Source organism: Actinomadura fibrosa (genome assembly GCF_900659615.1).
Lineage (GTDB): Bacteria > Actinomycetota > Actinomycetes > Streptosporangiales > Streptosporangiaceae > Spirillospora > Spirillospora fibrosa.
The window spans coordinates 1-20,959 of the sequence record NZ_CAACUY010000160.1 but is presented as its reverse complement, the minus strand read 5'-3'; the positions used below and the strand labels follow the sequence as shown (position 1 = coordinate 20,959).

The window sequence follows — 20,959 nt, the reverse complement described above, 5'->3', positions numbered from 1 at the left end:
CTCGCGGCGCGTCTCCGCGAACGCGTCGACGTAGGGCGTGCGGGCGCAGCGGATCGCGTGCCCGGGCGAGGTCTCCAGCAGGGCCGTCCCGCCGACCCCCGCCGCCCCGCCCCGAAACAGGCACAACCCGCCCCACGCGGCCCGCGCCCGCCCGGCCGCCGCCCAGCCCAACTAGGCCGAAAACAGCGCTGAACTCACGCAGGCCCGGCCCAGCCGCTCGCCTGGCGGCTCGCGGCTGACCGTTCCTGGGCGGGCGCTGCATCGCTTCGCGATCTTCGCGGGGAGGCTCGTCTCCGACCTCGCCTCCCCGCGTCGTTAACGCGCCCGCGCGCGGGCCGGGGGAGAGACCGGCACCGAGAGGCGCACACCTGCGTGCGTCAACGCGCCCGCGCGCAGGTCGGGGACCGTGCGCGTGTCTCCGGCCCCGCCTTCCCACGTCGCCAACGCGCCCGCGCGGGTCGGAACCATGCGCGCGGTCGATCTTCGTACGGGTGATACATGTTCTAGGTCCGATGGCGTTCGTCACGGGGAAGCAAGGATCTCGCTAACTAGAACCTGTTGCAGTTCGGGCCGTCCGCGCCTAGGGTCGGGGCTGTGCGGACACGAGTCACCGAACTTTTCGGCATCGAGTACCCGATCTTCGCGTTCAGTCACTGCCGCGACGTGGTCGCGGCGGTGAGCCGCGCCGGCGGCATGGGCGTCCTCGGCGCCCTCTACTTCAGCCCCGAGGAGCTGGAGCTGGAGCTCAAGTGGATCGACGAGCACGTCGGCGGCAAGCCGTACGGCGTGGACGTCGTCATGCCCGCCAAGTACGAGGGCGCCGACCTCGGCGACGCCGAGGAGCTGCTCGGCAAGCTCCAGGGCATGATCCCGGCCGAGCACCGGGCGTTCCTGGAGGAGCTGCTCGCCGAGCACGGCGTCGAGCCGTCCACCGAGACGGCGGGGCGGGCGCTGCTCGGCTGGACCGACCAGACCGCCCGCCCCCAGGTCGAGGTAGCGCTCAAGCACCCCATCGCGCTGCTGGCGAGCGCGCTCGGGCCGCCGCCCGCCGACGTCGCCGCCCAGGCCCACGAGCACGGCGTCAAGGTCGCGGGCCTCGCGTCCAACGCCCGGCACGCCCGCAAGCAGGTCGAGGCGGGCGTCGACATCATCGTCGCGCAGGGCACCGAGGCGGGCGGGCACACCGGCGACGTCTCCACGATGGTCCTCATCCCCGAGGTCGTGGACGCGGTCGGCGACGAGACGATCGTCCTCGCCGCCGGCGGCATCGGGCGCGGCCGGCAGATGGCCGCGGGCCTCGCGCTCGGCGCCGAGGGCGTCTGGACGGGCTCCATCTGGCTGACCGTGGACGAGGCCGACACCCCCGAGCGGGCCATGCCCAAGCTGCTCAAGGCGACGTCCCGGGACACCGTCCGGTCGCGCGCCTGGACGGGCAAGCCGGCCCGCTTCCTCAAGACCGCCTGGACCGAGGCGTGGGAGAGCGAGAGGTCGCCGGGCTACCTGCCGATGCCCATGCAGTTCATGCTGGTCGCGGACGCGCTGCCGCGCATCGCCCGGTCCGGCGACGGCGAGCTGGTCACCTTCCCGGTCGGGCAGATCGTCGGCTCGATGAACCAGGTCAAGCCCGCCGCCCAGGTCGTCTACGACATCATCGAGGAGTACGTGGAGGCCATCGAGCGCCTCAACGCGATCACCGGGGACTGACCTCCCGGACGCGCCCCGGCCCCGGCCGCCTCGCGGCCGGGGCCGGAATGCCCGGGGGACGGGAGCGGGCCGCTCAGAAGCGGGTCATCCAGGAGAACGCGCGCGCGAGGACGTAGTACACGACCGCCGCGATGCTCCAGTTGATGTAGAGCTGCTCCTTCGGGTCGGAGCGGGTGAAGATGTCGTGGAACGGGGTGGCGAGCCAGCGGCCCGCGTCGAGCGTCGCGTCCACGATGGTGTTGCCCGGGTTCGCCTCGCCCCAGGTGAGCAGCATGCCCAGCACGAGGATCGCCGCAGCGGCCCATCCGGCGGCCAGGATCATCGCGCTGATCGGGTTGTGCGTGCTGCGGAGCCACCGGCGGCGCTTGGGCCGCACGACCACGGTCCTCGTCGGCTCCGTGCCCGCGGGGGCCGTCCTGGCGGCGGTGTCCGTCGTTCCGGCCTTCCGCGCGGGCCAGAGGCGGTGCCCCCGCCCGGTCCGCCGTTCCGCCGTCGCGCCGGGGGCGTCGTCGATGGTCTCGTGCCGCTTGCGTCCTATGTGCAAGGCCATGGCCCGTCGTTCCTTCCGTGACTTGCCGTCGGTCCAGGGCTGCCACAGGACGATCGCTCCAAACACGTACCTGTTTTCGGACGCCCCAATCCCCTCGAAGCGCACGCCACGTTTCTCGTCGGGAACGTCTCCGCGCGGCGCGCCCGCCTTTCGAGATTTCGCGACCCGCGGGCGCTGACCAAGGGCAAGAACGTCGTACTCGGTGTGGGACGGGCCGACGGGCCGGCGGGTGGGAATCCGCCGCGAATTCCGGTGAAACTTGCAATGCCGCTTTCGGTGCAGCGGAACTGGTTCACAGGGCCTGGGGAACCGCGTAAGAAGCGTGCGAGCGGACGCGGGCGCAGGGGAGTAACCGACTCATCGGGAACGGAAGAACTTTCTGCCCGTGCGACGCCCGGAGGCATGCCTTTCCGTGCTTCCTCCTTTCCCGGCTCCTGATCATTCGCGGCGGGGCGGTGGCGCGGTCGCGCCGGCGCGGGCGGCCGGCCGCGCCGCGGCGCGTCGGCGGCGGACGCGGCGGGCCCCGCGGTCAAGGGGCGCCCGGCCTGGACGTGGGAGTCGAATCCGGTCGCGTCGCTGCTGAGAGGCCCTTTGTGACGGATGTGACGGCGGGGGCGCGAGGTACCGGGCGATCCGTCGGGTTGTCCGAAAATCTCATGGAACGTGCCGGTACGTCGTGGACAGGGGCGGTCCCCGGGGCCCGCACCGGTGGGGAACCGCGCAGGTCGCGTGTCGCGGGACGGTCCGCGGTGGAGGAGCGGACGGCTGGGACGGGCGGGACGGCCGGAGTTCCGTGGGCCCCTTAACGGCGCCCGTTACCGGCCGGTATTCGGTATCCGTTTTTACCGGTGCACTGACTTAATTTACGGAACAGAGACATCCTTGTGTCCGATAGTTCACAGACGAATCTGAGACAGGCGCGCTATTTGCCGGTATCTTGCGTGGTGCTCGTCTTCCGATGTAAATCGCGATTGTTTGGAAGATCTCCTGACAAAGAGGGAGTGCCGTGAACAGGTCGGAAATAATTTCCCACGACGAGCTCCAATCGTGGCTTCTTGACCGGATCGCCTTCTACCTCGACCGGCCCGTTGAGAACATCGACCCGACGATCGAACTGGCGCGCTACGGCGTGGATTCGGTCTACGCCATCAGCATCATCAGCGACATCGAGGACCACCTCCAGGTCGAGGTGGACGTGGCGGAGGCGCGCCGCCGCGAGACGGTCGCCGACCTCACCGACTACCTGATCGAACTCGTCGCGTGATGGGCGGCCCGTCCGACGCCGCCGCCGGGCGGCCCATGGTGGTGCTCGGCGACAGCGTGGCCGAGGGATGGGACGACCCCGACCCCGCCGGCGGCTGGCTCGGCTGGGCGGGCCGGCTCGCGCGCCATCTCGACTTCCCCCGCGACCAGCTGGTCAACCTGTCCAGACCGGGGGCGACCATCGAGGACGTCGTCCGGGACCAGCTCCCGGACGCGCGGCACCTGCGGCCGCGCCTCGTGATGCTGGGCTGCGGCATGAACGACGCGCTCAACGGCTTCGACCGGGAGACCGTCGCCGCGCGGCTGGACGAGGTGTTCGGCTGGGCGCGGGCGATGGACGCGGTGGCCATCGCCATCCCGGTGCCGCGGCCGCCGTTCTTGGAACGATCTCCGATGTCGCGGTTCCGCCGGACGCGGACCGTGCAGCGGATCGCCGACTTCAACGACGAGCTCGACCGGGCGTCCCGGGAGTTCGGGATGACCTTCCCCGCCCGGGAGTCGGTGTCGAAGGTCGGCGACCCGTCCATGTGGAGCGCCGACGGCATCCACCTCAACGTCGCCGGGCACTCGTACGTCGCGGAGGTGGTCGCGCACATCGCCCGGGGCCTGCTCGCGGAGCGGGCCCGCTGATCCTCGGGGGCAGCCGAGAACTGGGGCTACAGATGAAGAGACGTTCCGTCATCGAACGCGTCCGGCGTCCCGCGACGCTGGCCGCGCTCGCGCCCGTGCTCGCCGTCCAGGCCTGGCGGACCGTGCGGCGCACCCCGCGGCTGGACCCGGCCGCCGGGGACGACCGCGGCGTCGTCACCGGCGGGGGCGGCGCCGGACCGGAGTACCGGGTCGTGGTGATCGGTGAGTCCACCGCCGTCGGCGTGGGCGCCGAGGAGCACGCCGAGGCGCTGCCGGGCCATCTCGCGGAGGCGCTGCGGGAGCGGCTGCGCCGGGACGTGGCCTGGTCGGTCGCCGGCGAGAACGGCGCCACCGCCCGCAAGATCACCGACCTCCTCGCCCGCGACGGTCCCTCGGACGGCGGCGGCGCCGATCTCGTGGTGGTCACCGTGGGGATCAACGATCTGCTCCGGCACGGTCCGCTGCGCCGGTGGACGGCCGACATGACCGCGCTCATCGAGGCGCTGCGCGACCGGTACGGCGGGGCGGCCGTGCTGATCGCCGGCATGCCCCCGGTGCACCGGTTCCCCGCGCTGCCGCAGCCGCTGCGGCGGGTGCTGGGGGAGCGCGCGCGGGCCATGGACGAGCTCATGGCCGAGGCGGCGCGCGCCGGCGGGGCCCTGCACGTGCCCGTCGACGAGGCCATGGCGCGGGACCCGCGGCTGTTCGCCTCCGACGGGTTCCATCCGTCGCCGGCGGGCTACCGGGCGTGGGCCGAGGACCTCGCCCGGGCGGCGCCGGTGCCGGCGGACAACTGAATCAGCCCCTGGGGCGCAGGCCCTGGGGGTCTGGGCGGAGTACCGACCCTCCGCCGGCGGTGCCGGCGGGCGGGACGAGCGGCTGCGAAAGGGAGTGGGCGCAGGTGCAAGTTCCCGGCACGTTCCGGCTCGCGGTGGAGGCCAAGGACCTCGCCGCGATCACCCGGAGCCTGGACCCCGACATCGAGTTCCTCAGCCCGGTGATGGTGAAGCCCTACCGCGGGCGCGACACCGTCACCGCGCTCCTGCGCGTGCTGCTGGAGGTCTTCGAGGAGTTCCACTACACCGACGAGCTGGTGGGGACGGCCCGCGACGGGCCGCCCTCGCAGGCGCTCGTCTTCCACGCGCGCGTCATGGGCACTTCCGTCCAGGGCGTCGACCTGCTCAGGTTCGGTGACGGCGGCCTGGTCACCGGCCTGACGGTCATGGTCCGCCCCCTCCCCGCGGCGATGACCCTCGCCCGCGTGGTCGGCAGGCGGATGGAGGAATCGGGGCCGCCCGCCTGACCCGGGGCGGGACCCGGCCCACCGGGCCCGCCCGAGACCGCGGCGGGCTCTGCGACACGTCCAGGTACAGGAGTCGAAGGAAAAGATGGACAGAAAGGTCCCCGCACGCGCAGTGCTGTCCCCGGCGCACCGGATCGCCGCCGATCTGGACGCCTATCTCGGCGACCCCATGGACGACGAGGCCGGGCCCTTCTCCTACAAGGCGATCGTCGAGGCCGAGGAGCGCGACGAGATCCCACCGGGGGCGGTCGACGCCGTCCGCGCCTGGGGCTTCCCCGCCTACCTGGTGCCGACCCAGCTCGGCGGGCGGCTGACCACGCTGGAGGAGCTCTTCTTCGTCACCCGCGGCATCTCCCGGCGGAGCGTCACGGTGGCGGTCATGTACGGCTCGGGGCTGCTGGCGGTGAACCCGGTGTGGCTGTGGGGCGACGACCGGCAGCGGGCGACGGTGGCGGACGGGGTGCTGCGCGGCGACCTCGCCTGCTTCGGCGTCTCGGAGGCCGACCACGGCAGCGACGTGATGGCGTCGGAGTCGCAGGCCGCGCAGGAGGGCGACGACCTGGTGCTGAACGGCACGAAGTGGCCGGTCGGCAACGCGACCCGCGGCCGGTTCGTCACGACCTACGCCAAGACCGGCACGCGGGACTTCTCGCTGCTGCTGGTCGACAAGCGCGAGCTGGCGCCGCAGTCGTGGTCGGTGCTGCCGCCGGTGCGGACGGTCGGGCTGCGCGGCCACGACCTCAGCGGTGTCGCGTTCCACGACGCGCGGATCCCGGCGAGCGCCGTGATCGGGCGGCGCGGCTCCGGGCTCGTCCAGACGCTGAAGACCCTCCAGATCACCCGGACGGCCATCGCGGCGCTGTCGGTCGGGACGATGGACGCGGTCGTGCGCATCGGGATGGAGTACTCGCGGCAGCGCACCTTGTACGGCGCCGACATCTACCACATTCCCGTCATCCGCGACCATCTCGTCAAGACGCACCTGGACCTGCTGATCGCCGAGTGCGTCGCGATCCCGGTGGCCCGCTGCCTCACGGTGGCGCCAGGGCGGCTGAGCCTGTGGTCGTCCATCGTGAAGTACTTCGTGCCCGTCCTCGGCGAGGAGGTCGTGGCGAGCATCGGCACCGTCCTCGCCGCCCGCGGCTACCTGCGGGAGGGCGTCGCCCACGGGGTGTTCCAGAAGCTCCAGCGCGACCACGCGATCGCGAGCATCTTCGAGGGCACCACGCACGTCAACCTCGCGAACGTGGCCGGGCAGCTTCCGTTCCTCGTCACGCAGCCCGACGAGACCGGGAAGGAGGACGAGCTGCTCGCCGACCTGTTCCAGTGGACGCGGACCCCGCCCGCCTGGCAGCCGGACGGGCGGCTCCTCCAGCTGACCAACGAGGGCCGCGACGAGGTCGGGCAGCGGTTCGAGGCGATCGCCGACGAGCTGCTCACCGCCGCGAACACGCACGCGGCGCCGGGCGTCGCGGCGGAGCTGAAGGACCTGGTGTCGAGCATCGGCGGGCTGCGCGCGACGCTGGACGCGGGCATCCGCGCGAACGAGGGCGACACCGCGTCGGTGGCCGCGCTCGCCCGCGCGCGCCGGTACTGCGAGCTGCACGCGATGGCCTCGTGCATGCTCACCTGGATCCACAACCGCGCCGACTTCGGCGGACCCTTCGCCGGCGGCGAGTGGCTGGTGCTGTGCCTCCAGCGGCTGCTCCAGCGCGCCCAGCCCGACACCGAGCTCTCCGAGGACTTCCTGCCGGCCCTGGAGGACGCGATGTTCCGCAGTTTCGACGAGCATCGATGGTTCTCGCTGCTGACCATGGCGGAGGACGACCGGTCGATGCTCCAGACCGGGGAGTAGACGATGTCTGGGAGTGACGCCCGGATACCCAACCAGAAGGATTTCGTGTCGGTCGTCCGGGAGAACGTCGCGACGCACGGGGACGACCGGGGCTTCACGTTCGTCCGGGAGGAGCGGGGGCCCGGCCGGGCCTACCGGGAGGACGTGCTCGGGTTCGCCGAGCTGGACGCGCGGGCACGGGCGCTGGCCTGCCGGCTGGAGGCCCTCGGGCTGCGGGACAAGGCCGTCCTGCTGCTCTACCCGGAGGGCCTCGCGTTCCTGGTCGCGTTCCTCGGCTGCCTGTACGCGCGGGCCGTCGCCGTCCCGGCGCCGCTTCCCGCGCTGGACGCGGAGCGCTTCGGGCGGACCCGGCGGATCGTGGACGACGCCGATATCCGGTGGGTGCTCACCGAGTCCGCGCACACGGCGACGATCGGGAAGTGGCTGGCGGAGGCCGGCCTGGGCGGTCGGGTCCGCTGCCTGGACACCGAGGCGCCCGACGGGACGGACCCGGACGCCTGGACGATGCCGGAGCTCGGCCCCGGCACGCTGGCGTTCCTCCAGTACACGTCCGGTTCGACCGGTGAGCCCAAGGGCGTGATGGTCTCGCACGGCAACCTCCTCGGCAACGGCGAGGAGATCAAGCGGAGGATCGAGGGCGGCCCCGACACGGTCGGGGTCGGCTGGGTGCCGCACTACCACGACATGGGCCTTGTCGGGCAGGTGCTGGAGCCGCTGTACCTGGGCTGCGCGTACGTGTCCACCTCGCCGATCACGTTCATCAAGCGGCCCGTCCTGTGGCTGGAGCTGATCACCCGGCACCGCGGGACGATCACGCTGTCCCCGAACTTCGGCTACGACCTGCTCCTGAAACGGGTGAAGGACGACCAGCTGGAGGGCCTCGACCTGTCCTCGCTGCGGATCGCCAAGAACGGCGCGGAGCCCGTCCGCGCGGCGACGCTGGAGCGGCTGGCCGAGCGGCTCGCGCCCGTGGGGTTCCGGCCGGAGGCGTGGATGCCCTGCTACGGCATGGCCGAGACGACGCTGCTCGTCACGGCCGCGCCGCTCGGGACCGGACCGGTGATCCGCGACTTCGACGCCGAGGCCCTCACCCGCGACGAGGCGATCGCGCTCGACGAGCCCGTCGCCCCCGAAGACGAGCCGGGGCCCGGCGGGGCCCGGGGAGAGGGGGCGGCGCCGGACACGTCCGGCGTCAGACGCCTCGTCAGCAGCGGGCGGCCCGTCACGCTGGACGTGCGCGTCGTCGACCCGAAGACCCGCGAGCCCGTCCCCGACGGCCGCGCGGGGGAGATCTGGGTCCGCGGCGGCAGCGTCGCCCGCGGGTACTGGAAGCGCCCCGCGGACACGGCGGCGACGTTCGGGGCCTTCACCGCCGACGGCACGGGCCCCTACCTGCGCACCGGCGACCTCGGCTTCACCGACGGCGGCGAGCTGTACGTCACCGGCCGCATCAAGGACCTGATCATCGTCAACGGCCGCAACATCCACGCGCAGGACGTCGAGGAGGTCGCGCGCGCCGCCCATCCGGCGGCCGGCGTCACCGCGGCGTTCCCCGTGGACGACGGGACCGAGCACGTCGTCCTCGTCCAGGAGGTCAGCACCCGGCTGGCCGCCGGGACGCCGCTGCCGGATCTGGCCGCGATGGTCAAGGGCGAGGTGGCCCGCGCGTTCGAGCTGCCCGCGCTGAGCGTGGTGCTGTGCGGACGCGGCTCCGTGCGCCGCACGACCAGCGGGAAGATGCAGCGGCGGCTCACCCGGCGCGACTTCCTGGAGGGGCGGATCGCCGGCCTGGCCGCCGATCTGGAGCCCGCGATCGCCGCGCTGCGCGCGGCGGACCGAAACCGATCCTAGTCAAAAGCATGACTAATCATGTCGTTGTCTGCTAGCGTCGGCTGCGTCCCTGAGTCAAGGCGGGGAGATACAGCCGATGGCACTTCGTCACGCGGTGCTGGCGGCGCTGCTCGACGGCGAGTACAGCGGCTACCAGCTGGCCAAGATCTTCGATTTGTCGGTCTCCAACTTCTGGCACGCCGTTCCGCAGCAGCTCTACTCGGAGCTGTCGAAGCTGGAGACCGAAGGCTTGATCAGCGGACGGCAGGTCATCCAGCGCGACCGCCCGAACAAGCGGGTCTACACGGTCACGCAGGCCGGGATCGACGAGCTGGAGCGTTTCGCCGCCACCCCCGCGAAGCCCGGGATCATCCGCGAGAACCTCCTGGTCATGGTGCAGGCCGTCGACCACATCTCCGCGGACGCGGTCATCGGGCAGCTGGAGGACCGCGCCTTGGCGTCCGCCGCCAAGGTCGAGATCTTCGAGCGGACCCTGGAGCATCTGCGCGGCGGTCTCGACGAGGAGACCTTCCTGCAGAGCGCGACACCGATCGGCCCCTACCTGACCTGCCTGCGGGGACGCCGGTTCGAGCAGGAGAACTACGAGTGGTTCAAGAGCACCGCCCGGCTGTTGCGCGCCCGGGCGGGCGCACACGCGGAGGGGAACGGGTCGTCATGACGGCCGCACCACGCCGGACGGCGTCACCCGCCCTCGCGCACACCGCACCGCCGCTCGCCCGAACGGCGGCGGTCGCGGTACCTACCCCCCGTGCCCTTTCCGGACGTGCACCCCGGTCGCTCCGGGACGGGTCACTACGCCTTAGTCAAGGAGGCGTTCCACATGTCGGGCGAACACCACACCATCGAGCTGCCTAGCGACACAGAACGGCACGTCGACGTGCCGCCTCCGGCCGGCGCCGGACCCGACCACAACGGCAACGGCACCGTCACGGCAGTCGCCCCGTCCGCCGTGTCGACGACCGGCCGCGCGGCGATGCTGCTCGGCGAGCTGGACCTGCCGGCGACACGCGAATCCGTCCCCCGGGCCCGCGCCTTCAGCAGGTCCGTCGCCACCGCCTCCGGCATCGGCCACATCCGCGACGACGCGGAGGTCCTGGTCTCGGAGCTCGTCACCAACGCCGTCCAGCACGCCACGAGCCCCGGCTCCACGCTGCGCCTGCGGCTGCTGCGCGCCGGCACCCGCCTGCGCGTCGAGGTCCACGACACGAACCCGGCCGTCCCGACGGCCAGGCAGGTCGACCTCATGGAGGAGACCGGCCGCGGATGGTTCCTCGTGGCCGTGATCGCCGAGCGGCACGGCACCGACCACACCTCGTCCGGCAAGTCGGTCTGGTGCGAGGTCCGCGCCTGGCCGCGCGACGAGCGGCCCGCGCACTGAGGAGCGTCGCGGCGCCGCGCTGATCCCCGCCGGGCACGCGGGCGGCGGGTGGTCACGCGCGACCGCCGACGAACGCCGGCATGCCCGCGTTCTACTCAGCCGGGACGCGTCGGCGGAACGGTCCACACCGGACCGGCCGCGGACGCGCGGACCGGCGGCGATGGGGATTGCGATGTCCGTGGACTGGTACCGGGCGGACGGCGGACGGGCCACGTCGGACGAGGCACAACGGCTCCTGCTGGACGTGAGGGGACGCCTGCTCGCGCAGGACGTCATCCGCGTCGGCGGCGTCGTCGTGGTCGTCTCGACCTGGTTCACCGTGACCGACCTCGGTTTCGCGGCGAATGGGAGACCTTTGCTATGGCAGACAATCGTGTCCGATCTGGCGATGCACGCCGACATCGGGCGGTACACCACCCGGGAGCGGGCGGCGCGCGGCCACGCGGAGGCCGTCGCGATGATCACCGGGCGGCTGCGGGCGCTGGTCGCCCGGGCGGCCCTCGACGGGACCGGCGCGGACGGGACCGGCGCGGACGGGACCGGATCATGACGGCCCCGGACCCGGTCGTGACGGCCCCGGGCAGACTCGTGACGGCCCCGGCCCGGGTTGTGACGGCTCCGGCCCGGCGCGAGAGGGCGTGATCCGATGGCCACCGGAGGCCGGCGGAGACGCCCCATACGGCTGCGCATCACGGCCCTGCTGCTGGTGCCGCTCATCTCGCTCATCACCCTCTGGGCGTTCGCCGCGAACATCACGCTCGGCGCGGCGTTCGACAAGTACGACTTCTCCACCACCTACGAGAAGATGGGGCTCCCGGGCATCTACCTGGTGGGCCAGCTCCAGGCGGAGCGTTCCCTCAGCGTGGCCGCGCTCGCCAGGCGCACCCCGCAGGACAAGCAGAAGCTCGGCGTCCAGCGGGCGCGGGTCAACGCCGTCCAGGGCGCGTTCCGCAAGACGGCGCTCTCGTCCGACGCCAGGGACGCCGCCAAGCCCGAGACCGAGAAGCGGCTCGCGAAGGCGATCACGTCGCTGAACCGGCTGCCCCAGCTGCGGAGCGAGGTCGACTCCGGCAGGGCGGAGCCGCTCCAGGTCATCGACTCCTACAGCACCGTCCTCGACGACGTCATCGCGGTCTTCAACGGCCTCGTGACCGTCAACGACCTCGCGATCTTCGAGCAGGGCCGCGCGCTCATCCAGATCGGCAACGCCCGCGCGTACATGCTGCGCGAGGACGCCCTGGTCACCGCCGCGCTGGCGCGGGGCGGCAGGCTCTCGCCCGCCGAGCACCTCGCGTTCGTGCAGTGGGCCGCGAACGGCCGGCAGGAGTTCGAGGCCGGCATGGCGGATCTGAACGACACCATCCGCGGGCCGCTCCAGCAGCTCGCCTCGTCCGACGGTTTCCAGCGGTACCGCGCGGCCGAGACGGCGATCGTCAACGCGCGCGGCGACCGGCTGCCCGCCGAGACCGGCGACTGGTCCGCCACCACCACGCTGCTGTCGCAGGCGTGGGAGCAGCGCGTCACCCAGGCCAGCCTGGCGCTGAACGAGCTGGCCAAGCCGATCGGCGACCGGGTCGTCCAGCGGCTCGTCCTCGTCGGCGGCTTCGGGCTGCTCGCCGTGGTCGCGTCCATCGCGCTGTCGCTGCTCGCCGGCCGCAGCCTCTCGCGCGAGCTGCGGGAGCTCCAGCGGGCCGCGCTGAACCTCGCGGAGGACCGGCTGCCCGGCGTGGTCGCCCGGCTCCGCCGCGGCGAGGAGGTGGACGTCAAGGCCGAGGCGCCGCCGCTCGACATCGGCAAGAGCCGCGAGGTCGCGCGCGTCGGCGACGCGTTCACCAAGGTGCAGTACACCGCGATCGACACCGCCGTCCGCGAGTCCTACCTGCGGCAGGGCATCAGCCGGGTGTTCCTCAACGTCGCCTGGCGCAGCCAGTCGCTGCTGCACCGCCAGCTCCGCATGCTGGACGAGATGGAGCGCAAGGCCTCCGACCCGAACGCGCTGGAGGACCTGTTCCGCCTCGACCACCTCACCACCCGCATGCGCCGCCACGCGGAGGGCCTCGTCATCCTGTCCGGGACGTCGCCCGGCCGCGGGTGGAGCCGGCCCGTGCACGTCGAGGACGTGCTGCGCGCCGCGGTCTCCGAGGTGGAGGACTACACCCGCGTCGAGGTCGTCGTGGTCTCCGGCCAGGCCGCCGTGATCGGCGAGACGGTCGCCGACGTCATCCACCTGCTCGCCGAGCTGATCGAGAACGCCACGGTGTTCTCGCCGGCCCCGACCGAGGTCCTCGTCCGCGGCGAGATGGGCGCGAACGGGTTCGCGGTCGACATCATCGACCGCGGCATCGGGCTCGACCAGTCCGAGCTGGACGCGCTCAACCTGCGGCTGTCGCGACCGCCCGAGTTCGACCTCGCGGTCACCGACCGGCTCGGACTGTTCGTCGTGGCGCGGCTCGCCGGCCGGCACGGCATCAAGGTCGCGCTCCAGCCGTCGCTGTACGGCGGCGTCAGCGCGGTCGTGCTGATCCCGCGCGAGCTCATCGTGGACATCGACCAGCCCGAGGACGAGGTGCCCGCCGGCGCCGCGTCCCGTGAACCGGGCAAGGCCGGTGCCGCGCCCGCGGCCCGCGCCGTCCCCACGGAGCATTTCGAGGCGGGCACGGTCGCGGGCAACGGCTCGGGGAAGCTGTGGCCGAACCCGACGGCGATGCTCAACGCGCCGACCGTGTACGACGTGGCGGAACCCACCACCAACGGCACGGGCGGGTACAACGCCCCGTCGTCGGAGACGCCCGTGAGCGGCATCCCGGTGACCGGAACGCCCGTGAGCGGCACGCCCGTGGCGGACCCGGGCGTAGAGCACGGTCCCGGCCGGGACGTGTCCGACGCCCCGCCCCCGGACTCGACGGTGTCCTTCGACACCCCCGCGTCCTTCGACGACCCGCAGTCGTATGACGCACCGTCCTACGACACCCCCCAGTCGTACGAGAACCAGACGTACGAGAACCAGCCCTACGAGGCGCAGTCGTACGAGGGCCGGTCCTATGAGGGCCAGCCGCCGCACGACGACGCGCAGGCGTTCGACAAGGCGCTGAGGTACGAGAGCCCGCCGTCGTACGACGCGCCCTCCGCGCATCAGCAGCAGGCGTACCAGCAGCAGGCGTACGGGAGCCCGCCGGCCCAGCAGAGCCCGTCGGCGTACAACCCGCCGCCGGCGTTCGACGCGACCCGCCCGTTCCAGGCCGCGGGCCACAGCGGCGCGCCGTCGTCGTTCGGGGACACGGGCTTCGGGGACGCGCCGGCGCCGGCCGGGCCCGGCGGGCGGGCCCCGCTGCCGCGGCGCGTCCGCAGGGCCAGCATGGCCCCGCAGCTGCGCGACGACGAGACGCCCCCCGCCACGCCCTACCCGGAGGACGCGCTCGTCGCGTGGGAGGAGCGCTCGGCCGAGGCGTCCCGGGACCTGTTCGCGTCCCTCCAGGCGGGATGGCTGCGCGGCAGGAACGAGGACGAGGGACCCGCCGAAGGCATGGGAGGAAGATCATGACCTATCAGGGAGTCGCCGCCGATCTGGGCTGGCTGCTGGACGACCTCGTCGACCGGGTCCCGCAGGTGCGCAAGGTCGTCGTGCTGTCGCGGGACGGCCTCGTGATGGGCGCCTCCCGCGGCGTCGGCCGCGAGGACGCCGAGTACCTGGCCGCCCTGGCCGCGGGGTTCCACAGCCTCGCGCAGGGGGCCAAGCCGCAGATGGACTCCGGCGAGATCAGGCAGACGCTCGTCGAGATGGAGCACGGCCTGTTCTTCGTGGTCCCCGCCGGGGCCAACAGCTGCCTCGCGCTGCTGAGCGAGGTCGGCGCCAACGCGGGCCTCGTCGCCTACGAGATGACGATGCTCGTCAAACGCGTCGGCAAGCAGTTGTCCACGGGCCTGAGACAGGGCGGGCCGGGACCTGGATCCGGGTGAGTCCGCATGGACCCCAGCGCACCCGGCGCCTCCCGGGGTCCCGGACCACCCGGCGCCCCCCAAGGGCCCGGACGGGAACGGTGGATCGACGCGGCCGCCGGACCCATCGTCCGCCCCTACGCGATGACGCGCGGCCGGACCCGGCCCCGCGGCGAGCCCCTGGACATCGTGGCGATCCTCGTCGCGACCGGGGCCCCGCCGCCCGAGCCGGGCCGGCTGGCGCGCGAGCAGCGCAGGCTGCTCGCGCTGTGCCGCCGCCCCCACACCGTCGCGGACCTCGGCTCGGAGCTGGAGCTGCCGCTCGGTGTCATCCGCGTGCTCGCGGGGGACCTGCTGGACTCCGGCCTGCTGGCCGTCCAGCGCTGGTCCACCCCGACACCGTCCGTTCCGCCTCATGTCGACCAGAACCTGCTCAGGAGGGTGCTCGATGAACTCCGTGCGCTCTAACCCCGACGACGTCGGCCCGGGGAGCACGGGGGGTCGTCCCCCCGCGGGTCATACCGCCCCCCCGCCACCGAACGGCTCCGCCGACGACGAGTCCGCCGACCGCTACGACGGCCCGCGCGTCGCCCTGAAGATCCTCGTCGCCGGAGGGTTCGGCGTCGGCAAGACGACGATGGTCGGCGCGGTCAGCGAGATCCGCCCGCTGCGCACCGAGGAGGCCCTCACCGACGCGAGCGTCGGCGTGGACGACCTCGACGGCGTGGCGTCCAAGTCCACGACGACCGTCGCCATGGACTTCGGCCGCATCACCCTGCGCGACGGCGTCGCGATCTACCTGTTCGGGACGCCGGGCCAGGAGCGGTTCTGGTTCATGTGGAACGAGCTGTCCCGCGGCGCGCTCGGCGCGGTCGTCCTCGCCGACACGCGGCGGCTCACGGCGAGCTTCGCGTCCATCGACTACTTCGAGGAGAAGGGCACGCCGTTCGTCGTCGCCGTGAACTGCTTCGACGGCGCCGACCGGTACGACACGCCCGAGGTCCGCACCGCGCTGGACATCGACCCGCACGTGCCCGTCCTGCTGTGCGACGCGCGGCAGAACGGGTCGGCGAAGGAGGTGCTGGTGGCGCTGGTGGAGCACGCCCTGCGGCTGGCCGGCGGCCCGTCGCCGTCGTCCGCGCCCGCGCGGAGCCCGCGCGCGTGGAAGGAGTCCGTCTCCCGCACCGCCACGGTCGAGGACTGAGCGGAGGGACGGGGCGCGAGCGCGAGCGGGGGACAGGGCCGCCAGCGGAGCACAGGGCCTCATGGCGGAGGGCAGGGCCGCACGGCGGGGGTTTCGGTCAGGCGCTAATCGTCGCCGTCCGGGACGTCCGCGGCTTCGGCCTGCGCACGCTCACCAGCCCCCGAAGCGGCCTCTGAACCGGCCTCTGAACCGGCTTCCGGCCCGTCCCCCGGGGGCGTCCACGGCTCGGGGTCGCGCGGCGGCCGCATCACGATCTCGCTCACGCCGACCGTGTGGCCGGAGGCGCAGCGCACCTCGGAGATGACGTCCTCGCCGCAGCCGGCGTGCGTCAGCATGACCTGGCGGCCCTCCTCGTGCGGGAGGTACGTCTCGCCCCACTCCATGAGGCCGACGAGGGTGGGCGCGAGGTCCAGCCCCATCTTGGTCAGGTGGTACTCGTAGCGGGTCCGCTGCCCGGGCTCCTGGTACGGCTCCTTGCTGAGCAGCCCCGCCTTCACGAGGTGGCGCAGGCGCGCGGTGACCGCGGATTCGGTCATCTCCAGGTTGCGCACGAAGTCGCCGAAACGGTTCGTCCCGAAATAGGCCTCGCTCAGCACGAGGACGGCCGAGGGCGGGCCGAGGGCCGCGAGCGTCCTCGCCACCGGGCAGTTCTGCATCGACCAGGTCGTCCGGTCGGCGAAGTGCCCCTCTAGTGCGATCGTCACGGAGGCGAGTATACGCCGGGAAACCACCTGGCTTGTATTGACCAAAGTCAGCTCGCTCGCTAGCCTCGCTGACTATGGTGCAACAAAGTCAGGTACGCCCGGGGCTCGTGCTCGCGGTGCTCTCCGTCGCCTCCTTCATGGCGGGCCTCGATTTGTTCATCGTCAACGTGGCGTTCGACGACATCGGCCGCGACTTCGCCGGGGAGTCGCTGGCCGACCTGTCCTGGGTGCTGAACGGCTACGCGATCGTGTTCGCGGCGCTGCTGGTCCCGCTCGGCAGGCTCGCCGACCGCTACGGCCGCAAGGCGGGCCTCGTCGCCGGCCTCACGGTGTTCGTCCTCGCCTCCCAGGCGTGCGCCCTCGCTCCCTCGCTGTGGTGGCTGGTCGCCTTCCGCGTCGCGCAGGCGGTCGGCGCGGCCGCCCTCATCCCCACCAGCCTCGGGCTCCTGCTGTCGGTGTTCCCGCCGGAGCGCCGGGGCGGCGCGGTGCGGGTCTGGTCCGCGTCCGCGGCGCTCGCCGCCGGCGCCGGGCCCGCGGTCGGCGGCGTCCTCGTCGAGGTCTCCTGGCGCTGGGTCTTCGAGGTCAACATCCCCATCGGGGTGCTCGCGACGCTGCTGGCGCTCCGCTACGTGCCCGACTCCCGCGAGGGCGTGTCCGCGCGCGTCCCCGACCTGCCGGGGGCCGTGGTGCTGACCGGGGCGATCGCGCTGCTCGCGCTCGGACTGGTGAAGATCAACGACTGGCCGGGGGAGCGGACCGCGATCGCGGTCGGCGTGGCGCTGCTCGCCCTGGCCCTGTTCTGGCTCCGCTCGGCGCGACACCCCGCGCCGGTCATCGAGCCGTCCCTGCTGGGCGTGCGCACCTTCGCCTGGTCGAACGCGACCGTCCTGCTGTTCACCGTGGCCTTCGCGGCCAACCTGCTGCTGGGCGTGCTCTGGATGCAGGAGATCTGGCACTACTCGGCCGTCGAGACCGGGCTCGGTGTGGCGCCCGGTCCGCTGATGGTGCCGGTCATGGCGCTGGTGGCCGGGAAGATGGTCGCCGCCCGCGTCCCCGTCGGCCTGGTCACCGCCGTCGGGTGCATGCTCTGCATGTTCGGCGTCGTGATGATGGCGACGAGCCTCGGCCCGGAACCGGCGTACGCCGCCGAGCTGCTGCCGGGCTGGCTCGTCGGGGGGACGGGCGTCGGCCTCGCCCTGCCCACCATCCTCGCGGCCGCGGCCGTGGACCTGCCGGCGGAGCGGTACGCGACGGGCAGCGCCGTCGTGAACATGAGCCGCCAGATCGGCAGCGTGCTCGGCGTGAGCCTCGCGGTGGCGCTGCTCGGCGCCCCCCACGGGTACCTGGACGCCCACCGCGCCTACGTGAACGCGTGGCTCGTCGTCGCGGCCGTCATGGTCGCCGCCGCGATCGCGGCGCTCGGCATGACGCCGGTGCGGCGCGGCGCGTCCCAGCCGTCCTCGCCAAGCGTCCCCGGAACAGGAACGGAGGCGGTCGCCGGAACGAGAACCTGAGCATGGTGTGAGCCCGGGTGCGTTGGACGAAACCTTGACCCGGACGGCCCAGGCCCTCCGGTTCGTCCAGACGCTCCCCCACCACGGTGGGCACCTCCATCCGGAGGGAGGCGCCCACTGTGGTGCGTTGTGCGGCGTTGCGTCATGCTGTTCAAGCATGGGAAGGGTCGACGACGAGGTGGTCCGGGGGCAGGACGCGGAGCGGCTGCCGTCCGGGCGGCACCGGCTCTCGCGCAGCTACGTGGCCAGCAACCAGCGCGGACGCATCCTCCAGGCGGTGATCGAGGTCGTCGGCGCGACCGGCTACGGGCATTTCACCATCGACGCCATCGTGACGCGGTCGGCCATTTCCAAGAAGACCTTCTACGAGCACTTCCGGAACAAGGACGAGGCTTTTCTCGCGGCCTACGACTCGGTCACCGCCCGGCTGATCGAGGGCGTCTCCGCGGCGATGGACGAGCACGAGTCGCCGAAGGCGCGGATGTGCGCCGGCCTGCGCGCCCTGCTCGTCTTCCTGGCCGCCGAGCCGCTGGCCGCGCGGATGTGCGTGGTCGAGGTCCTCGCCGCCGGGCGGGAGGCGATCGAGCGGCGGGACCGCGTCAAGGCCTACTTCAGCGAGATGATCATCACGCATCTGCGGGCGCTGCGCCCCGGCTGCCCGGAGCCCGGGCTGACGGCCGAGGTGATCGTCGGCGGCGTGCACGAGGTGCTCTACAGCCGCATCAGCCGGGACGAGACGCACGTGCTGCCCGGCCTGGAGCGCGGGCTGGTCGGGATGTTCGTGCTCCCCAAGCCGCCGGGCGAGGACCATCAGGACGAGGCGGCACCGTCCGCGCCTCCGAAGGCGTGACCGCATGAGGCCATCCCGCCTCCGGTCCGGAACCCCGCCGGGCGTTCGACGCTTCTGAGTGACCCGCGTCACGTTACCTGCGGGTAGGTGCGGTCTGTGATCAGGGTCACACCGCGCGCTTACCCGCGTCGCGCCGATAGGGACGGCGGACACGATCATTTGCGCGATACCGAAAGGCCTTTCGGGCCGATCGGGTACGGCACCGTTCTTGAGAAACCGTGCAGTTTATGTTTCGGTTCGAGGGCCACGGATGACCGCCCGGCCATTCCGGGCCCGGGGATCGGGCGGCACCATTCCGCGGCATCCGGCGGACCCATGCTCGGACCGTGCGACGAGGCGCGGGGGACGGCCGATCATCGCCGGATGGTCCCCACCCCGACCGAAAGGACAGTAAGGTGCCGAAACCGTCCAGGTTCCTCATTCCCGCCCTGGGAGCCGGCGCCCTCCTGGTGTGCACCGCCACCGCGGCGCTCGCCACCACGATCAGCTCGGGCGGAGCTCCCTACAACGGCGACGTCGTCGCCACCAACATCAACCCGACCAAGCTGTCCGGCAACGGCCCGGGCGTCGGGCTGATCACCACCACGTGCACCAGCACGACGCTCACCGCCACGGTGGTGTCCAACGGCAGCAGCGGCTCGCTCAAGGGCGTCACGCTCTCCGGCTGCACCAACAACTACGGCGGCTCCGACACCATCACCGCGATCGGCCTGCCCTACACCGGCGGCTCGGCGACGTACGCGCCGGTCTCCGGGGGCCGCGACGGCTACCTGACGATCAACGCGCCCAACCCGGCCGTGGACATCAAGGCCGTCCTGCACCTGACCTCGCTCGGCCGCACCGAGACCTGCCACTACGGCCTCACCACGACCACCCCGCTGACCATCAGCCTGTTCAACAAGACCAACCCGGCCCGCCCCGACACCACCAACAACCACGGGCAGGGCGAGCTGAAGGGCCAGTCGCTGCAGAAGATCTCCAACCCGGAGAACACCAGCGGCTGCCCGGCCAGCGCCTCCGCGAACGGCAAGTTCCAGCTGCTGACGCCGGGCGGCGCCGACCTGGTGCTCGGCCCCTAGGCACCGACTTGGTGCCCGGCCCCTCAGGCACCGACCTGGCGCCCGGCCCCTAGGCGGACCGGCCGCCGAACCACGCGCGCGGGCCTGCCTCCCGCGCCCCCACCGGCGGGACCGTTCCGGCCGCGCGCCGGACGGTCCCGCCACCGTCCCCCGAGCCAGCCCGCAGCCGCCCGCTCCGCGCTGCCGAGCGGCCTCTCCCTGCACCCACCCCCGTGGAGAACGTTGTGAGATCACCCTTCCGACGGCGCGGCCGGACCGCGAAGGCGGCCCTCGCCCTCGGCGCCGCCCTGTCCGGCACCGTCCTGTCCGCCACCGCCCTCTCCGCCCCGGCGTCCGCGGCCGAGCCGATCCCGTCCTTCAGCTTCGCCAAGTGCCCGGCCCTGCCCGCGGGCGCCGACCCGACCTGGTGGAACTGCAACGTCGCGATCATCTCCGGCGGCCAGTTCAAGCTCGGCAAGCTCGACCAGCGGCTGACCTCGCCGATGACGCTGACCTACGCCGTCGGCTTCGACCCCGAGACCCTGGAGCAGAAGGTCGTCGTCGGCGGCTTCCAGGCGGACAGGATGCTCGTCCAGCCAGGGATCTTCGGCGACCCCATCCTCACGGCGGTCTACGCCAAGCCCGAGTACGGCGGGTTCATGGACCTCGTGAACGGCGACGTCCTGCTGAACCTCAAGGTCAAGGTCATCAACCCGGTGCTCGGCGGGAACTGCTACATCGGCACGTCGAGCAACCCGATCAAGCTGCACCTGACGTTCGGGACGACCAGCCCGCCGCCGCCGAACAAGCCCATCACCGGCAGCTACCCGGTGGACGTGTCCACCGACCCGCCGGTGTTCAAGGCCACGATGGTGGACAACTCCTTCGCCGTCCCCGGCGGCTCCAACTGCGGGCCCATCTCCGCCGGCGGCCTGAACTGGATCGTCAACCTCCAGGGTGGCCTGCCGTCCGCGGCGGGCAACAACGCCGCCGTCTTCACCGAGTACGTGAGCTACAAGCCGTACACCGAGATCTCCTAGCGCGATGGAGCGCCCCATGACAGCAACTCCCGCGCGGCGCGGAGGCGCGCTCGCGCTGGGCGCCGCCCTCGCGGCGGGCGCCCTCACCGGAGGCGTCCTCGCGGCGCCGGCCGCGTCCG

General features: G+C 72.5%; 20 protein-coding genes. 18 read left to right on the top strand and 2 right to left on the bottom strand.

Annotated features, from left to right (window positions below; translation table 11 throughout):
* Positions 1-594 precede the first annotated feature (594 nt).
* Positions 595-1,704 (top strand): NAD(P)H-dependent flavin oxidoreductase, encoded by a 1,110-nt coding sequence (locus tag E1300_RS34705; RefSeq protein WP_131761347.1) that lies wholly within the window; start codon positions 595-597, stop codon positions 1,702-1,704.
* 73 nt (positions 1,705-1,777) lie between these two features.
* On the opposite strand, the gene E1300_RS34700 is transcribed toward E1300_RS34705, so the two are convergent.
* Positions 1,778-2,254: a hypothetical protein gene (locus tag E1300_RS34700; protein WP_131761346.1), complete on the bottom strand. Its 477-nt coding sequence runs from the start codon at positions 2,252-2,254 to the stop codon at positions 1,778-1,780.
* 1,006 nt (positions 2,255-3,260) lie between these two features.
* Between E1300_RS34700 and E1300_RS34695 the strand changes: the two genes are divergently transcribed.
* From E1300_RS34695 to E1300_RS34635, 13 genes are all read left to right on the top strand, one after another.
* Positions 3,261-3,518, top strand: a complete 258-nt coding sequence (locus E1300_RS34695) for an acyl carrier protein (RefSeq protein WP_131761345.1) — start codon at positions 3,261-3,263, stop codon at positions 3,516-3,518.
* Positions 3,518-4,147 carry an SGNH/GDSL hydrolase family protein gene (locus E1300_RS34690; protein ID WP_131761344.1) on the top strand — a complete coding sequence of 210 codons (630 nt, stop codon included), beginning with the start codon at positions 3,518-3,520 and terminating at the stop codon, positions 4,145-4,147. Before E1300_RS34695 ends, E1300_RS34690 begins: the two co-directional genes overlap by 1 nt.
* Positions 4,148-4,179: 32 nt before the next feature.
* Positions 4,180-4,944, top strand: a complete 765-nt coding sequence (locus tag E1300_RS34685) for an SGNH/GDSL hydrolase family protein (RefSeq protein ID WP_131761343.1) — start codon at positions 4,180-4,182, stop codon at positions 4,942-4,944.
* Positions 4,945-5,048: 104 nt separating this feature from the next.
* Complete coding sequence (locus E1300_RS34680) at positions 5,049-5,450, top strand: nuclear transport factor 2 family protein (protein WP_131761342.1); 402 nt, start codon at positions 5,049-5,051, stop codon at positions 5,448-5,450.
* An 85-nt stretch (positions 5,451-5,535) separates the two neighbouring features.
* Positions 5,536-7,305: an acyl-CoA dehydrogenase family protein gene (locus E1300_RS34675; RefSeq protein WP_131761341.1), complete on the top strand. Its 1,770-nt coding sequence runs from the start codon at positions 5,536-5,538 to the stop codon at positions 7,303-7,305.
* Positions 7,306-7,308: 3 nt separating this feature from the next.
* Positions 7,309-9,156 (top strand): fatty acyl-AMP ligase, encoded by a 1,848-nt coding sequence (locus E1300_RS34670; protein ID WP_131761340.1) that lies wholly within the window; start codon positions 7,309-7,311, stop codon positions 9,154-9,156.
* 76 nt (positions 9,157-9,232) lie between these two features.
* Entirely contained in the window at positions 9,233-9,814 is a 582-nt protein-coding gene (locus E1300_RS34665) for a PadR family transcriptional regulator (protein ID WP_131761339.1), read from the top strand.
* A 162-nt stretch (positions 9,815-9,976) separates the two neighbouring features.
* Complete coding sequence (locus tag E1300_RS34660) at positions 9,977-10,534, top strand: ATP-binding protein (RefSeq protein WP_131761338.1); 558 nt, start codon at positions 9,977-9,979, stop codon at positions 10,532-10,534.
* Positions 10,535-10,706: 172 nt separating this feature from the next.
* Positions 10,707-11,084, top strand: a complete 378-nt coding sequence (locus E1300_RS34655; RefSeq protein ID WP_131761337.1) for a hypothetical protein — start codon at positions 10,707-10,709, stop codon at positions 11,082-11,084.
* Between the two features lie 96 nt (positions 11,085-11,180).
* Positions 11,181-14,075 (top strand): sensor histidine kinase, encoded by a 2,895-nt coding sequence (locus E1300_RS34650; RefSeq protein WP_131761336.1) that lies wholly within the window; start codon positions 11,181-11,183, stop codon positions 14,073-14,075.
* A complete protein-coding gene (locus E1300_RS34645) occupies positions 14,072-14,491 on the top strand; it encodes a roadblock/LC7 domain-containing protein (protein ID WP_131761335.1) in 420 nt (139 codons plus the stop codon). Before E1300_RS34650 ends, E1300_RS34645 begins: the two co-directional genes overlap by 4 nt.
* Before the next feature lie 6 nt (positions 14,492-14,497).
* The gene (locus E1300_RS34640; protein WP_131761334.1) at positions 14,498-14,938 is read left to right on the top strand and encodes a DUF742 domain-containing protein; all 441 of its coding nucleotides are present in this window, start codon (positions 14,498-14,500) and stop codon (positions 14,936-14,938) included.
* Positions 14,919-15,674, top strand: coding sequence for a GTP-binding protein (locus E1300_RS34635; RefSeq protein ID WP_131761333.1), 756 nt, complete (start codon positions 14,919-14,921; stop codon positions 15,672-15,674). Before E1300_RS34640 ends, E1300_RS34635 begins: the two co-directional genes overlap by 20 nt.
* A 104-nt stretch (positions 15,675-15,778) precedes the next feature.
* Here the strand turns inward: E1300_RS34635 and E1300_RS34630 are convergent, their stop codons facing one another.
* A complete protein-coding gene (locus E1300_RS34630; protein WP_131761332.1) occupies positions 15,779-16,378 on the bottom strand; it encodes a winged helix-turn-helix transcriptional regulator in 600 nt (199 codons plus the stop codon).
* A gap of 74 nt (positions 16,379-16,452) precedes the next feature.
* Between E1300_RS34630 and E1300_RS34625 the strand changes: the two genes are divergently transcribed.
* The 4 genes from E1300_RS34625 to E1300_RS34610 all read left to right on the top strand — a co-directional run bounded on the left by E1300_RS34625 (position 16,453) and on the right by E1300_RS34610 (position 20,840).
* The gene (locus E1300_RS34625) at positions 16,453-17,892 is read left to right on the top strand and encodes an MFS transporter (protein ID WP_131761331.1); all 1,440 of its coding nucleotides are present in this window, start codon (positions 16,453-16,455) and stop codon (positions 17,890-17,892) included.
* Positions 17,893-18,049: 157 nt separating this feature from the next.
* On the top strand, positions 18,050-18,742 hold the full coding sequence (locus E1300_RS34620) for a TetR/AcrR family transcriptional regulator (protein ID WP_131761330.1): 693 nt from the start codon (positions 18,050-18,052) through the stop codon (positions 18,740-18,742).
* A 395-nt stretch (positions 18,743-19,137) separates the two neighbouring features.
* Positions 19,138-19,821 (top strand): hypothetical protein, encoded by a 684-nt coding sequence (locus tag E1300_RS34615; protein WP_131761329.1) that lies wholly within the window; start codon positions 19,138-19,140, stop codon positions 19,819-19,821.
* A gap of 224 nt (positions 19,822-20,045) precedes the next feature.
* Positions 20,046-20,840 carry a hypothetical protein gene (locus E1300_RS34610; protein ID WP_131761328.1) on the top strand — a complete coding sequence of 265 codons (795 nt, stop codon included), beginning with the start codon at positions 20,046-20,048 and terminating at the stop codon, positions 20,838-20,840.
* Positions 20,841-20,959: the final 119 nt, after the last annotated feature.